The sequence below is a fragment of the Tumebacillus amylolyticus genome (genome assembly GCF_016722965.1).
Lineage (GTDB): Bacteria > Bacillota > Bacilli > Tumebacillales > Tumebacillaceae > Tumebacillus > Tumebacillus amylolyticus.
Map to the genome: position 1 here is coordinate 84,299 of NZ_JAEQNB010000006.1, position 14,511 is coordinate 98,809.

The window sequence follows — 14,511 nt, forward strand, 5'->3', positions numbered from 1 at the left end:
AAGCCTCCTGCCCACAGAACTGTGGACAGGAGGCTTTTTTTCTTATTTCACCGTCACTGCCTGCTGGCCCAACTGCTCCCACCGCAGGCGGAAGAGATCGCGGGGATAGTGTTCTTGGTTGCCTGTGTGCGGGTCGTTGATGATGACAAACTCCTCCGAATACCCGACCAGCGTCATGCAATGCTCAGGCGACTGCCATTGAATCATCGTCCCCGAACCGTCGATGTCTTCCCAGAGCGTCGTTTTGCGCGGTTCCTTCAATTCAATCGTCGCCCACACGACCACCGGACGCTCTCGGTCGATCTCCAACAGCAACTCCTCGAAACTCAACCCCGTCAAATCGAGCGCCCGCCCCGGCAGAAACTTCTCCAACGTCTGTGCAATCGGCCCGTGGAACGTACCGTAGCTTTCTTTATCATACGGGTCCCCGATAAACGCCCGATACGGATTGCCGCCCAGGAGCTTTCCCTCTTGCTCAAACGGATTCGGCTCTTTCACCAGCGCGTCGGCCACGGTCTCTTTTTCAACCTCGACGCCCGCCCAACGCAACAGCATGGTCAGCGCTGTCGCTTCACAGCCGGTCGGAAGCACCGGATATTGTCCAATGACCTCCACATTTGAAACGATCTTGCTCATAAAAAAAGTCCCTCGCTCTCCAATTCAATATGTTGCCTTCTTCATTCGACGCGTATACCGCCCAGTACCTTCCACCCATACTAAGAAAAAAGGTGAATGGAAAGGGGGATTGCCATGTCGATTCCCAAGGCCTTGATCGTTCAGTCGGACGGCACCCTGCTCGTGGAAGCCGCGCACCCGGACTATGCGGAGCTGCGCGATCAATTGGTTCGGTTTGCTGAACTCTTGAAAAGCCCCGACCATTTTCATACGTACCGCCTCAGCTCCATCTCGCTTTGGAACGCAGCTGCCAACGGACAGACACCGGAGGAAGTCCTGACCCTCCTGCATGCCCACAGCCGCTATCCGCTTCCTCTGCATTTGCAACAACTCGTGCTCGCCGAAATGAACAAGTACGGCTCCCTGAAACTCGTCGCCGGCGAGGGCTGTCACGTGCTCACGGGCGACCGTGCCTTGCTCGAAGAAATCCGCGAAATCCCCGGCGTCAAGGAATTCCTCCAAGGCCGCAAGCGCATCGTCCTCGAAGTTCGGGAAAAAGCGCGCGGCCCGTTGAAACGCTTGCTCGCCAAGCACGGCTATCCTGTGCAAGACCTCATCGGCTTTCGCGAAGGCCGGCCGCTCGACATCAACTTGCGCACCAAAACCCGCGAAGGCCGCGCTTTGCTTTTGCGCCCGTACCAAGAGGAATCCGTTCACGCCTTTTACTCAGAAGGCAGCGGGGTCGTCGTGCTCCCGTGCGGCGCAGGCAAGACGGTCGTCGGCATCGCGGCGATGGCGCAAGCAAAAACGCACACGCTGGTGCTCACGCCAAACATCGTCGCCGCCCGCCAATGGCGACGTGAACTGCTCGACAAAACTCATCTCGACGAAACCCTCGTCGGAGAATACACCGCCGAGCAAAAAGAAGTGAAGCCCGTCACCATCACCACGTACCAGATGATGACCTACCACAACAAAAAAACGTACCCGCACTTCGACCGCCTCAACCAAGAACCGTGGGGGCTGATCGTCTACGATGAAGTCCATTTGCTGCCGGCCCCGATCTTCCGCCTGACCGCCGACGTGCAATCCACGCGCCGACTCGGGCTTACGGCGACGCTGGTTCGAGAGGACGGCGCGGAGAGCGACGTTTTTTCCCTCATCGGTCCGAAAAAATACGACGTGCCGTGGAAGGAGATGGAGCGAAACGGATTCATCGCGCCGACCACCTGCTACGAAGTCGGCGTGCCGATGTCTCATGACTGGCGCGTGAAGTATGTAGAAGCCGGCATCCGTCAAAAGTACCGCATCGCCAGCGAGAACCCGTGCAAGTTGGACGCTCTGGAAGCCCTCCTGCAACGCCACCAAGACGACCGCGTGTTGATCATCGGTCAATACCTTGACCAGCTTCAGGAGGTCGGAGAGCGCTTCCAAGCCCCCATCCTGACGGGGAAGACCCCGACGTCCGAACGCGAACGGCTGTATGATCTCTTTCGACGCGGTGACGTGCGCGTGTTGGTCGTCTCCAAAGTGGCGAATGTCGCCATCGACTTGCCGGATGCCAATGTCGCCATCCAGATCTCCGGCGCGTTTGGTTCGCGACAGGAGGAAGCCCAACGCATCGGTCGTCTGCTTCGGCCGAAACAGGATGGGGGAGAGTCGCACTTTTACACGGTGGTGACGCGCGATACGGTTGACCGCGAGATGGCGAATCATCGACAACTGTTTTTGACGGAGCAAGGGTACGCCTATCGCGTGCTCAACGCCGAAGACTTGGACAAGCCCCCGGAGGTGCATCCCGTATGAGACTGAGCGAATGCTTGAACTCATCCGATATCGAAACCCTGCGCAACATCGCCAACGCCTACTCGTTCGACTGCTCGAAAAGCTCCAAAAACGCCCTGATGCAAGAAATCATCACCCATTTCCAAAACCGCACTTTCATCGCTCAAGCTCTCGACGGACTCAAGGAAGGCGCGTATCGGGAAGCGGTCGCCCAGCTTATGCTCGACAGCCGAGTGGAGTTCTCCCGCGAAGAGATCCTCGCCACCGTCCGCCGCACGATTCAGCCGAAAAAGGAAGGCCACGACCTCAAGTGGATGAACCGCCTGCTCGCGGAGGGCTGGCTGTTTCGCTTGAATTCCAAAGGGGGGCGTCAGTTTTATTTCATCCCCGAAGACCTGCGCCGTACGATCCGCGACTGCCTGTCGCACTCTTTGAAGCAGCAGGTGCACGTGGCGGAGCAAACGCCGATCGTCTACCGCGATGAGAATTTGGCGCTCGTGCGGGACACGGGCGTTTTTCTCCACTATCTAAGTCGGCATGAGGTGCGGGTTACGAAGGACGGATCGATCCTCAAACGCCAACAGCAAGAGATCTTCTCCTTGCTTGAAATTAAGGAAGAAGCTCTCGGCAAAGTCTCGTGGCGGTTTGGCTTCGGGCGGCGTTTTCATGAATACCCGGATCGGTTCGCCCTGCTGTACGACTACTGCTATGCCCGCCATTTGATAGAAGAAACGGCAGACGGAGCCCTCGTGCTCGGACCGAATGCCGCCGCGTGGCAAGAGAGTGGGGAGAAGGAGCGAGCGGCCGACCTGTTCCGCTATTGGCGTTTGCTCTACCGCCGCCCGATCCCGCAACTTCGTCTGTGCGTCAATTTGCTCGCCAGCGCCGCCCGAGACGAGTGGGTCTATGCGTCCTCGATCAGCGACCTGATCGCGCCCCATGTCAAAGACTACTATTATGACAAGGCTCCTGCCATCAAAGAACTGCGCATCTACAACATGCTCGTTCACCTCGGACTCCTCGCGCACGGTCAACTCGCCGACGGGTCTGCCGTGCTCAAAGTGACGAATCTCGGACGAGAACTGCTCTTGCAAGAAGAAGCCCACGTCGAGGAGTCGGAGAGCGCCGTCGAGGAAGCCGTTCGCGTGCCGTTGATCCTCCAGCCGAACTTCGACCTGCTCGTGCCCATCGAGGGGGCGGAGCGTATCGCGTGGGAACTGGAGGAGGTCACCGATCTGATTCGCGTCGATACGTTGCGCGTGCATCGAATTACGAAATCGAGCATCGCCCGCTGTTTGGACAACGGCTGGACGGCGGAGACGATTCTGGACTTCCTGCGCGAAGAAACGGCCGACATGGTGCCGGGCAACGTGGAGAGGATGATTCAACAGTGGGAATCGGAGTTCAAGCGCGTGCAATTGCATCGCACGGTCCTGGTGTCCTGCCTGGACTCCTCCATCGCCGCCGACCTCAAAGTCATGCCGGAGATCGCGCCTTACTACCGTGCAGACCTCAGCGACACGGAATTCCTGATCACCGAGCGCGGGACACGCCCGCTGCAAGAGATTCTGCGCCGTATGGGCTACCAAGCCGACCTGCACTAGAGCCTGTACAGATCTTCGTCAAAAAGGACGATCCCACCCAAACGGATCGTCCTTTTTGTTCCCTCAAATTCCCCCTTCACAGACAACCAGCAAGGTGTATACAATAGGAATACATCTCACCCGAATCGGAGACTTGTCATCCAGGCAATCGTCCAATTTTATAAAAAATATAGAACTAGAGGAAAAACGGTCCGGGTTGCCGAATAGGATGTAGTAAGTCAGGAATATTCGAAACATTCACACGAAACAACTACCGAGGGAGAAGTGAAGGAGGGAACGCAAATGGGAGAAGTAATTACAATTGCTGAGAAGAAGACGTTCATCAAGTGGTTCCTCGACAAATATGACCTGCAAAACCGTGAGGCGGAATGGCTCCTCCAATATATTGCATCCTCGGATCAACTGCTCGAACGAGTCCACTTCATCGACAACTTCCGCAACTTGCCGAAAACGATCCTGATCTCGACCAAGTGCGTTCAGATGACGCCGTTCAAGTTCTACAAGAACAAGCGTGTCACGTCCGATGTAGAAAAAGCTTTCCTCGACATCCACAACAACCCCAACGAAGACATATATATCGGCCTCTTCTTCAAAGAACGCACCGTCTCCCCGGAATATGCCGCCGTTTTGGAGCGCAACCCGATGGACGACACCAAGGAAACGATCGACGCGCTGGTTTCGCTGCAAGCGGAACTCATCCTCGACCACGCGTTCAAGCAATTCCGTCTGAACTCGCTCTACGAGCGCATCGACCACGCGCTGGCGGTGGGCGACCAAGCGGGATTCCTCGAACTGACAACCGAACTGAAAACCGTACTGGAACCGGATGCCTGAGGCGTCCGGTTTCTTTTTTGCCGACTCTGCAAAAATTGCGCTGCTTCGAGCGCAACAATCGCAAAGCGGCGAGCGGGTGGGGGAGGTAAGATGAAATCACGGAAGACGCAACACAATCCCGCTTCAAGGAGGCAACAGCATGAAAACCAAATTCGCACTTCTGGCAGCACTTGGCGTCCTCGTTTTCGGAGCTTCGTTTGCAACCGCCGCATCGGCTGCAACGTACGACGACGGTCCGTCCAAGTACATGGCACGCGGCAATTAAGTCAAGTTCTCTCCCAAACCCTTGAGTCCCCCTCGTTCTCCCCTGTGGAGGCGGGGGGCTTTTTTTTTCGGCAACGTTCAAAAATTTGCCGTTTTCCGGACAGGTTGCGCACTGGAAGTGAAGTTTCCAAAGGAGTAGAATCATGGTGCATAGTGGCTCATACTAGGTAGGCACAATAAGCATACTGGAAAGGAGGGGAGAAACATGCGTCTCACTCACGTACATATGAACAAGTTTGAGGAATACTCGCCCTACATCGATACGCTGGTGTTGCCGATCGGGACGATTGAAGCACACGGGCCGCACGCGCCGCTTGGCACCGATGTGCTGATTCCCAAGAAGCTGGCCGAGTATCTCGAACGACAGCTGAGCGGGCGAATCTGGACCGCTCCGGAGATTCCGTACGGCAACACGTGGCACCTGCGGGACTTCCCGGGCTCCATCGATGTACCGAATCGGATCTTCGGCGACTATGTACATGCGGTCGTCTCGTCGTTTGCGCGCTGGGGCATCAAAAACGTCGTGCTCCTGAACGGGCACGGCGGCAATATCACCGCGCTGAACGAGGTGGCGACCCGTTTGGTCGAGGAGGGGTTGCGCGTCTTGGTCAGCAATTACTGGGTCGACTACCGCGAAGAGATCAAAGCTGTCACACCGGGCGTCGGTCATGCCGGCGAAGACGAAACGTCGCTGATGATGGCGGTTGATCAAACTTCGGTCGATCTGGCTCTTGCGGGAGCTGTGCACGACTTGGAGAGTACCCGTGTCCGATTCCCGAACATGGGCCGGGAGATGTACCCGAACGCATACTCCGGAGATCCGAAATCGGCATCTGCGGAAAAAGGAGAGCGGTTGTTTGAACTCGTCGGCACCCGTCTCGTCCACGAAATCACAGCGCTGTGGAGTCACAACTCGTAACTTTTTGTGACATTTGTCGATATGAGAAAAATAGCACATGCGCTTGCTTGACACTATAATAGGCAGACTGTAAGATTGAATCGAGATGCACGGGTCACGTTTTACATACCATTATATCTGTCGAATTTGCAGGAAATGACACGGATATCTCGTTTTCGGTATGTCGAAATTTGGCCGGTACGATTTTTTCTTAGGTAGGGAGGTTAGATGGACAATGAGTGACAAGAATGGCAAACAGGGGCTCTCCCGCCGTCAGTTCCTTTCCTACGCACTTGGTGGCACTGGCGCGTTCATGGCAGCGACCATCGCGGCTCCGCTGGTACCGTTTGCTATTGACCCGCTTACCCGCACCTCCGGTGGGGGCTTTGCAGACAGCGGTCTGAAGGAAAGTGATATTAAGGACGACTTCCCGACGATGGTTGACTTCAAGGTCCACCGTAAGGACGGGTGGATTGAAGAAAACGTCAAGATGCGCGCATGGTTGATCAAGGACAAATCCGGCAAGATCATGGCGATGTCCCCGATCTGCACCCACTTGGGTTGCCAAGTTGCGGGTACTGTTGATGAAGGCGGCAAAGGCAAGCCGTCCGAGGACGGCGAGTGGTGGTTCCACTGCCCGTGCCACGGCGGTCGTTACACCATTTACGGGATCAACGACAAAGCCAAACCGCCGCAACGTCCGCTTGACTTGTACGAAGTCAAGGTCGAGGGCGGCAAAGTAATGCTCGGCGCAATCTCGCAACGCAAAGCGTAATAGGAAGTAGGTGAGACTAACCAATGTTCAAGAAAACGTATGACTGGATCGACGAAAGGCTTGGTATCACGCCGATCTGGCGTGACATCGCAGACCACGACGTTCCTGCACACGTCAACCCTGCGAACAAGATGTCCGCGTTCGTCTACTGCTTCGGCGGCCTGACCTTCCTGATCATCGTCACCCAGATCCTTTCCGGGATGTTCTTGGCGATGTATTATGTACCGGATATCGTAAACGCATATCGTTCTGTTCAGTACATCACCGACGAAGTCTTGCTCGGACAAATCGTCCGCGGCATGCACTTCTGGGGAGCAAGTTTGGTCATTATCATGATGTTCCTCCATATGCTCCGGGTCTTCTTCACCGGTTCCTACAAGGCACCGCGCGAGATGAACTGGGTTGTCGGCGTTTTGATCTTCTTCGTCGTCATGGGCTTCGGCTTCACGGGCTACTTGTTGCCGTGGGACCAAAAAGCATACTGGGCGACCGCGGTCGGCGCGCAAATCGCAGAGTCGGTTCCGTGGATCGGGAAGTACATCAGAACCGTGCTCATCGGCGGCGACATGCTCGGCGCACTGACGCTGACTCGCTTCTTTGCGATTCATGTGTTCTTCCTGCCGGCTGGTCTTCTCGGCCTGTTGGGCTTGCACTTCATCATGATCCGGAAACAAGGTATCGCAGGTCCGTTGTAAGATCTTCGATGTTGTTGTGTTCGGAAGCTCAACATTGCTAGAGAAGGAGGTAGCCTAGAGAATGGCACACGATCATTTTCGCGACCGTATTCCTGGGACCCCGCGTTTCAAGGAAAAAGATAAAAACAAGCCGATCGGAACCGAACCGTTCTTCCCGAACTTCCTTCTGAAGGAATGGATTGTCGGTGCACTGTTCCTGGTCGCATTCATGCTGTGGATCGTCTTCAACCCGGTCGAGCTGACCGACGTGGCGAACCCGTCCGACTCCAGCTACACCCCGATGCCGGACTGGTACTTCCTCTTCCTGTATCAGCTCCTGAAGTACTTCCCGGGTAGTGTAATCTGGCTCGGGTCCGTCATTCTGCCGGGGATCGCAGCTACGCTGCTGATCATGGCACCGTGGCTCGACAACTCCAAAGTTCGTCATCCGTTCAAGCGCCCGGTAGCGACTTCCGCTATGATGCTGTCGCTCCTGCTCATGATCTGGATGACCTACGAAGCACACGTACAACATGAGGAGCATCTGGCTTCCCAACCGAAGAAAGTGGATACGTCTGCGATGCCGGCTGACACGACGCTCGTCGATTCAGCAGACCCCGGCGCGAAGATCTTCGCAACTTCTTGCGCAGGTTGCCACGGCGCCGACCTGAAAGGTGTCGTCGGTCCGTTCCTCATCGGTGTTGGTAACAAGTACGACGAAGCAAAACTCGTCGACACCATCACCAAAGGCTTCCCGCCGAACATGCCGCCCAAAGGCGGTCTGCCGAGCGACGACCAAGTCAAGCAAGTTGCCGCTTGGCTCGCAAAGCAAAAGCAAAAATAAGCAAGACCAACCGACCTCGCCCGAGGTCGGTTTTTATACATACTGGGGAAGTGGAGGTTTCCGCTTTTGACTTGGTCTTTGCTCAAAACGATGTTGATGAACCGGCCGTTTTTGTGGCTGTTGTTCGTCTTTAACCTGCTTGGCTCGATCTACGGGTTCTACTGGTACGGCAACCAGATGGCGGACACGGAGTGGTACTGGAATTTGTTCGTCCCCGATTCTCCGACATCGAGTACGTTGTTCACGATCGTCGTGTTGCTCTGGTTGCTCGGACGTCGTTCGCGTTGGTTGGAAATGCTCTCGATGGTGACCAACCTCAAGTACGGCATCTGGGCCTGTGGGGTGATCATCACGTACTGGAACGCCAACGGCATCGTCGATGGCACCGACTTGATGTTGATGCTCTCCCACGGCGCGATGGCCGTCGAAGTGGTGCTGTACAACTTCAACTACAAGTTCGATCGCAGCGTGCTGTGGATCGGCGCTTGCTGGTTGTTGTTCAACGACTTCGTGGACTACGTGTACGACATCCATCCGTGGTTGCAAGACGAGCGCTTCACGGCGTACATCCAGTTCTGGACCCCGGTGTTGAGCTTGCTCGTGTTGGTGTTCGTGGCGGTGTTGCGCCCGGCGACGGCTCGTTCGAAATAGCATGTCTAAATGATCGCTTCCACCCATAGTTTGATGGTGGAGGCGATTTTTTTATGATGCGACAGATCACTTGGGCAATTTGCTTGTTCCTGTTGGTTGTGAGTCTCGCGGCTCCGCGTGCGGGAGCGGAAACGGCATTGGTACACCCGATTACGCTCTACCAAGAGGGAGTCAAAGTCGAGAACCTGATTCGAAGCGGCGAAAACCAATCGGCCGTGATCCCGGCGCTCGATTCGCTGTCTGACATGTACACCCGTCTCGACCCCAGCGACATCTCGCAAAAAGTCGAAGGCATCCAAGCGGTCACGAACGAACTCATCGCGCTGAAAATGATGTACGCCGCGGTCAAAGGGCCGGAGCAAGCGGTGGCGGAGTATCGCATCCACCGCATCGTGGTCGCGTTCGACTCCTTGGCGTACCCGAATTCGCCGACGTGGTTGCCGGTCGCCCGCTCGATGGAGAACAACCTCGACAAAATGATCGAGAGCGTGGCGAAGGGGGACGTCAAGCTGGCGAAATCGACGTTCCAGAAGTTTCGCAATGAGCGTGACCAGATCTCGCTGGCGCTCGCTCTGCACGGCAATCCGTCTGAGTTGAACGTCCAACAATCCGCGTTCCGCTTCATCGAAGGCCAACTGCAAGGAGAGACCATCTCCGACAAGCAGGGCGTGCTGGATGCGCTCGGTCACTACAAGGGCTCGCTTGGCAAGTTGACCTCCGAGATCAAAGTCGGCGGCGACACACGGCTGTGGCCGGTCTTCCATATGACGGTCGGCCCCGGCACGTACGGCACCGTCTGCGGGGCAACGCTCTGCTTCGCCGGTTGGCGTGTGTGGAGAAAAAAGAAAAACTAGGATACCCGACGGGCTCCTAGTTTTTCGCTTTTTCGAGTTGAGGCTTGGGTTTCGCCGGTTTCTTCAAGGGGTTGAACCCTTCGCCGAGCACGTCGTGAACTTCGTTGACGACGAGGAACGCCAGCGGGTCGATGTCGCGGCAAATCTCTTGCACACGAGAAATCTCATCGCGGGAGACGACGACGTAGAGCACTTGCTTGTCACGGCCCGTGTAGCCGCCGACGCCGTGCAGAAGCGTCGTGCCGCGCTCCAGCTCCGATTGAATCTGGGTGGCGATCTCCTGCGTCTCGTCGGAGATGATGAACATCGCCCGCGAGTTCGAGACGCCCTCGTTGACCACGTCGATGACGCGGGCTGCCACGAACAGAGCGACCAGCGAGTACATTGCAGCGTCCTTGCCGACGATGAACGCGGTGGACGTGATGACGATCACGTCGATGGCAAACATCGTGCGGCCCATGCTCCACCCCAGCGTCTGGTTGACCAACCGTGCGATGATGTCTGCACCGCCGGTTGTGCCGCCAAAGCGGAAGATGATGCCGAGGCCGATCCCGGAGAACACGCCGCCGTAGAGAGCGGCCAGCAGCTTGTCTTGCACGCCCATGTGGAACAGGTCGACTGTGAATTCGGACATCACCGACACGCCGACGACCCCGATGATCGTCTTGAAGATGAACACGCGGCCGAAGCGGTACCAGCCGATGAACAGCAACGGGATGTTCAGCACGATGAACGACAGGGAAAGCGGGATGTTGTACAGGTAGATCCCCAGCAGGGAGATGCCGACGAACCCGCCCTCTGCGAGTCGGTTGGCGATGATGAAGTTGTTCAAGCCAAACGTAAACAGAAAACAACCGGCGAGGATGCCGATGACAGAGATGATGGCTCTTTGGGTGCGGTTGTCGCGTTGTAGAAGCATAGGTCGTTCCCTTCTATGTTTTACCTGTAGTGTACCTTAGAATTTTCGACAAATGCAAGGGGGAGAGGGGTGAACCCTTTTTGATGAGCGGAAAAGGGAGTTTGGCGCGCCGGGTGCAGTTGACCGGCGCGGTGCTGTTGTGCGGGGGCTACCTGCAAGATGTGCTGATGACACTCCAATCGCTCTCGATTCGCCGCGATGCCCAAGGCACGTGGCAGATCCTCTCCGATCCGTCCAGCGTCTCCCGCTATTGGTCGCTGCTTTCGTTTTTTCTCGTGCTGGCGGGTTTGATGACGTTTGCCGTCGGATACCTCGTCAGGCGGTTCGGGCGGCAAACGGCCGCGATCGTTGAAAGCAGCCGCCTCGGGTGGCGGCATCTCTGCCTGGCGATCGGCTGGGTGGGGTTGTTGTTTTTCGGCGGGATGTACGCGTATTACTTCGGTCTGTTCACGCTGGTGCCGTCCGGATGGCGGCACAATGCAGGTCTTGCGTCACTTGGCAGCGTGTCGATGCAAATCGCGGCGATTGTGATCGTTCCGTACTACTACCGCCGCCATCTGCACGAGATCGGGTTGAAGCGTCCGGTGTTGTCTTGGCGGATTGCGGGTTATGTGGGGATGTTTTTTCTCACGTTGTATGCCATTTCGCTCGTGACCGGGTCGCTTGGTTCGTGGTTTGGCATCAACACCGATTCGTATCGGGAACAGCGCATCTCAAGCGAACTGAACAACGCATGGGGGCAAGGGGTGCTCTTGGTCAAACTGCTGCCGATGCTGGCGACGTCGATCATCGCGCCGGTGGGGGAGGAGTTGTTGTTCCGCGGGGTCCTGCAATCGACGGTGACGGTGAAGTGGGGCAACATGGCGGGGATTTTCATCTCGGCACTGCTGTTTGCGCTGGTTCATGCAGATGTGGTGTTGTTTCTCCCGATCTTCGCGATGGGGTTGCTGTTCGGGGTGCTGAGACGGGTTTCGGGTTCTCTCTGGGCTCCGATCTGGTTGCATGCGCTGAACAATTTTTATGCAAGCCTGATGGACCTGCTTTGAGAGCAAAAAGAAGACCTTCGCCGCCGAGGCCGAAGGTCTTTTTTGATTGGCTTACTTTTGGGGTGGCAGCTTGCTTTTGCGCTTGCGCCACCGGTAGAGGACGTAGATCACACCGCCGACGACCGCGAGCACCACGACCCAGAGCACGAAGTTGTGCGTCATCTCCGAGACTTTGGTCCAGTGAACCCCGAGTGTCTTGCCAAGCGTGATGAACGTGAACGTCCAGATAAAAGCGCCCAAGTACGCAAACAGCGCAAAGGGCGGGTAGCTCATCCGGCTGAGCCCGGCTGCGAACGCCGTCACGTGACGGATGCCGGGGATGAAATAGCCGACCATCAGCACGATTTTGCCGAAGCGGGCGTACCAGGAGTTGACGGTCCCGAGCCGCGCTTCGGTGACGCCGAGTCGGCGGCCGTACTTCTCCACCAAGGGGGAGCCGAACCGCCGCCCCATGAGGTACGAGATCGAAATCCCGGACACGCTGCCGGCCAGAGCGGTCAAGAGCGTGATCCAGTAGTTCAGCACCGACTGGGAAACGAGATAGCCGCAATAGGTCATGAGGATTTCATCCGGTATCGGAAGTCCGACAATGCCGAGTACGAGCGAGATGAAGAGTCCGTAGTATCCGTAGTTCGTTACAAAGTCTAAGACCGCGTCCTTTACCATCCAATCCCCCTCAAACCCAAGCCATGCACAAATAGGATATCATATCCAGTTCGCCAGAGCTAGTTTTTCAACTTTGCGCGCGGCCAGAGCAAGACGAGCAACAGCAGGAAGCTCAAGTTGCCGAAGACCGGGTAGAGGTATTGCACGATGTTGGAGAAGCCCACTTGCGCTACGAAAAACGCCGCTGTCAAGATCAGCACCGTAATCAGGTACCCTTGTACCGGACGTCGTGGAGACGCCAACTGCGAGCCGAGACCGTAGACGTTGGCGATCAGGGTGGAGTAGATTTCGCCAAACAGCGCGACGGTGAACAAAGCTTTCATCAGCGGGTTGAACGTCGAGGACAGGAAGCCCATCGGCACTTCAAACTCCAAGATGCCCGGCATCCGTGTGGACATCGCGTATTGGGCGCCAAGCAGCATCACCCCGAGGCCGATCGAGCCGAGCAGTCCGCCGAGTTTCAGCGCTCGTGTGCTCTTGATCTCGCCGCCCAGCGGGACGAGGACGGACACGGCAAGTCCGAGGTTGAGCGCGGCGTAGGAGATGCCGGAGGTGATCCAGCGCCAAGGCTCCACGTCTTTGATTGCATGCAGGTTCGGCAGATGGTCGGTTTGGAGGAAGCTCTTGGTGAAGATCGTCAGCACCACGACGAGCATGATCGGGACGATGATCGTGTTGGCGATCATGATGCCTTTCATCCCGCGCAGAATCGTGAGGAACGTCAGCACCATCGTCACGAGTACGCCGATTTGGAAGGAGATCTTCAACTGCTCTTCAAACAGCGCCCCGACGCCCGCCAGCATCGCGACCGTGACGAAAAACAACATCAACATCATAAACGTGTCAATCGCTCCGGCGATTTTGGGCCCGAACAAGTAGGCGGTGAGTTCGCGATAGGAACCCGCTTCGAGCTTGCGCCCGAGCAGGAGAATTTTGATGCCGACCCACCCGAACATGAACGTCGCGAGGAGAATCCCCGCATACGCATACGGCCCCAGCAGAGTGAAAAATTGCAGAATTTCTTGCCCGGAGGCAAACCCGGCGCCGACCACCGTACCGATGTAGGTGAAGGCGATCTGCAACGACAAGCGCAATTCGGTTCGTGACATAGCCATTCCCTCCCTCAGATGAACCATATGAAAGAGACAGGCCAAACATGTCCGAAAACGCGGTACTATTCGAAAGGTTGCGAGACGTATACTCCTAGCGATGGCATGTACATGGAGGAGGGGTTGCAGATGTCTCTGCTTGAGGCGATTTTTCTCGGGGTCGTACAAGGGTTGACCGAATTTTTACCGATTTCAAGTTCCGGGCACTTGGTGCTGTTCCAGCGCTTGTTCGGGTTGGAGGAAGGGGCGCTGACGTTCGACGTGCTGCTGCATTTCGGGACGCTCATCGCCGTGTTCGCGGTGTATTGGCGCGATATCGTGGAGATTGTGAAGAACCCGTTTGGGAAAATGGCCCGTCTGATTTTGGTGGGGGCGATTCCGACGGCGGCGATTGGGCTTTTGTTCAAGGACTTATTCGATGAGTTGTTCGCTTCAGGAGCGACGCTGGGAGCGGAGTTTGTGATTACCGGCGTCATTATATGGTGGGCAGATTCGGCACGGCGGGGGAGCAAGGGCGTGCGCGAGATGGGCTATGGCGATGCGATGCTGATCGGGACGTTGCAAGGGGCTGCGATTCTGCCGGCGATTTCCCGCTCCGGGCTCACGATCATGGGGGCGTTGTTCCGCGGGCTGGATCGTGAGTTTGCGGCGAAGTATTCGTTTCTGGTGTCGATCCCGGTCATCCTCGGCGCGAATCTGATGGAGATCAAGGACATCGTGACGGGAGAAGTCGCAAATGCAGGGACGTTCGGGATGAACGAGCTCCTCGGGACGTTGGCTGCGGCCGTTGCGGGGTACTTTGCGATCAAGTACATGATTCGTTTGATTGTGAAAAAAGGCATGCGCATGTTCGCGTGGTATGTGTGGGTGCTTGGTGGGTTGATTCTGTTTGATCAGATTGTGACGAAGGTGTACTTCCATTTTTAGGACAGCATGATAACATAGAGGAAACACCTACGAAATGGAGTCGATC

The 14,511-nt window shown here is 56.5% G+C and carries 16 protein-coding genes; 12 read left to right on the forward strand and 4 right to left on the reverse strand.

Annotation, left to right across the window (positions count from 1 at the left end; genetic code table 11):
• Positions 1-42: 42 nt before the first annotated feature.
• Positions 43-636 (reverse strand): C39 family peptidase, encoded by a 594-nt coding sequence (locus JJB07_RS18090; protein ID WP_201637483.1) that lies wholly within the window; start codon positions 634-636, stop codon positions 43-45.
• 114 nt (positions 637-750) lie between these two features.
• On the opposite strand from JJB07_RS18090, the gene JJB07_RS18095 reads away from it, so the two are divergent.
• From JJB07_RS18095 to JJB07_RS18135, 10 genes are all read left to right on the forward strand, one after another.
• Positions 751-2,421, forward strand: a complete 1,671-nt coding sequence (locus JJB07_RS18095) for a DNA repair helicase XPB (RefSeq protein ID WP_201637484.1) — start codon at positions 751-753, stop codon at positions 2,419-2,421.
• The gene (locus JJB07_RS18100) at positions 2,418-4,004 is read left to right on the forward strand and encodes a helicase-associated domain-containing protein (RefSeq protein ID WP_201637485.1); all 1,587 of its coding nucleotides are present in this window, start codon (positions 2,418-2,420) and stop codon (positions 4,002-4,004) included. The genes JJB07_RS18095 and JJB07_RS18100 overlap by 4 nt, the downstream gene beginning before the upstream one ends.
• A 282-nt stretch (positions 4,005-4,286) precedes the next feature.
• On the forward strand, positions 4,287-4,838 hold the full coding sequence (locus tag JJB07_RS18105) for a ReoY family proteolytic degradation factor (RefSeq protein WP_201637486.1): 552 nt from the start codon (positions 4,287-4,289) through the stop codon (positions 4,836-4,838).
• A 139-nt stretch (positions 4,839-4,977) separates the two neighbouring features.
• Positions 4,978-5,103 carry a hypothetical protein gene (locus tag JJB07_RS24305; protein ID WP_283809157.1) on the forward strand — a complete coding sequence of 42 codons (126 nt, stop codon included), beginning with the start codon at positions 4,978-4,980 and terminating at the stop codon, positions 5,101-5,103.
• A gap of 204 nt (positions 5,104-5,307) precedes the next feature.
• Positions 5,308-6,021: a creatininase family protein gene (locus tag JJB07_RS18110; RefSeq protein WP_201637487.1), complete on the forward strand. Its 714-nt coding sequence runs from the start codon at positions 5,308-5,310 to the stop codon at positions 6,019-6,021.
• A 214-nt stretch (positions 6,022-6,235) separates the two neighbouring features.
• Positions 6,236-6,775 carry a ubiquinol-cytochrome c reductase iron-sulfur subunit gene (locus tag JJB07_RS18115; RefSeq protein WP_201637488.1) on the forward strand — a complete coding sequence of 180 codons (540 nt, stop codon included), beginning with the start codon at positions 6,236-6,238 and terminating at the stop codon, positions 6,773-6,775.
• Positions 6,776-6,798: 23 nt separating this feature from the next.
• Entirely contained in the window at positions 6,799-7,470 is a 672-nt protein-coding gene (gene qcrB / locus JJB07_RS18120; RefSeq protein ID WP_201637489.1) for a menaquinol-cytochrome c reductase cytochrome b subunit, read from the forward strand.
• A 61-nt stretch (positions 7,471-7,531) separates the two neighbouring features.
• Entirely contained in the window at positions 7,532-8,293 is a 762-nt protein-coding gene (locus JJB07_RS18125; RefSeq protein WP_201637490.1) for a menaquinol-cytochrome c reductase cytochrome b/c subunit, read from the forward strand.
• A 66-nt stretch (positions 8,294-8,359) separates the two neighbouring features.
• Positions 8,360-8,944 carry a DUF1405 domain-containing protein gene (locus JJB07_RS18130; protein WP_236588190.1) on the forward strand — a complete coding sequence of 195 codons (585 nt, stop codon included), beginning with the start codon at positions 8,360-8,362 and terminating at the stop codon, positions 8,942-8,944.
• A 53-nt stretch (positions 8,945-8,997) separates the two neighbouring features.
• Positions 8,998-9,798 (forward strand): sporulation protein YpjB, encoded by an 801-nt coding sequence (locus tag JJB07_RS18135; RefSeq protein ID WP_201637491.1) that lies wholly within the window; start codon positions 8,998-9,000, stop codon positions 9,796-9,798.
• Positions 9,799-9,814: 16 nt separating this feature from the next.
• Here JJB07_RS18135 and JJB07_RS18140 read toward each other — a convergent pair whose 3' ends face one another.
• On the reverse strand, positions 9,815-10,717 hold the full coding sequence (locus tag JJB07_RS18140) for a YitT family protein (protein WP_201637492.1): 903 nt from the start codon (positions 10,715-10,717) through the stop codon (positions 9,815-9,817).
• A gap of 83 nt (positions 10,718-10,800) precedes the next feature.
• On the opposite strand from JJB07_RS18140, the gene JJB07_RS18145 reads away from it, so the two are divergent.
• Positions 10,801-11,763, forward strand: coding sequence for a CPBP family intramembrane glutamic endopeptidase (locus JJB07_RS18145; RefSeq protein WP_201637493.1), 963 nt, complete (start codon positions 10,801-10,803; stop codon positions 11,761-11,763).
• A gap of 51 nt (positions 11,764-11,814) precedes the next feature.
• Here JJB07_RS18145 and JJB07_RS18150 read toward each other — a convergent pair whose 3' ends face one another.
• A complete protein-coding gene (locus JJB07_RS18150; RefSeq protein ID WP_201637494.1) occupies positions 11,815-12,429 on the reverse strand; it encodes a DedA family protein in 615 nt (204 codons plus the stop codon).
• Between the two features lie 59 nt (positions 12,430-12,488).
• A complete protein-coding gene (locus tag JJB07_RS18155; RefSeq protein WP_201637495.1) occupies positions 12,489-13,538 on the reverse strand; it encodes a YkvI family membrane protein in 1,050 nt (349 codons plus the stop codon).
• Between the two features lie 129 nt (positions 13,539-13,667).
• Here JJB07_RS18155 and JJB07_RS18160 point away from each other — a divergent pair, with 129 nt between their 5' ends.
• Complete coding sequence (locus JJB07_RS18160) at positions 13,668-14,465, forward strand: undecaprenyl-diphosphate phosphatase (RefSeq protein WP_201637496.1); 798 nt, start codon at positions 13,668-13,670, stop codon at positions 14,463-14,465.
• Positions 14,466-14,511 lie beyond the last annotated feature (46 nt).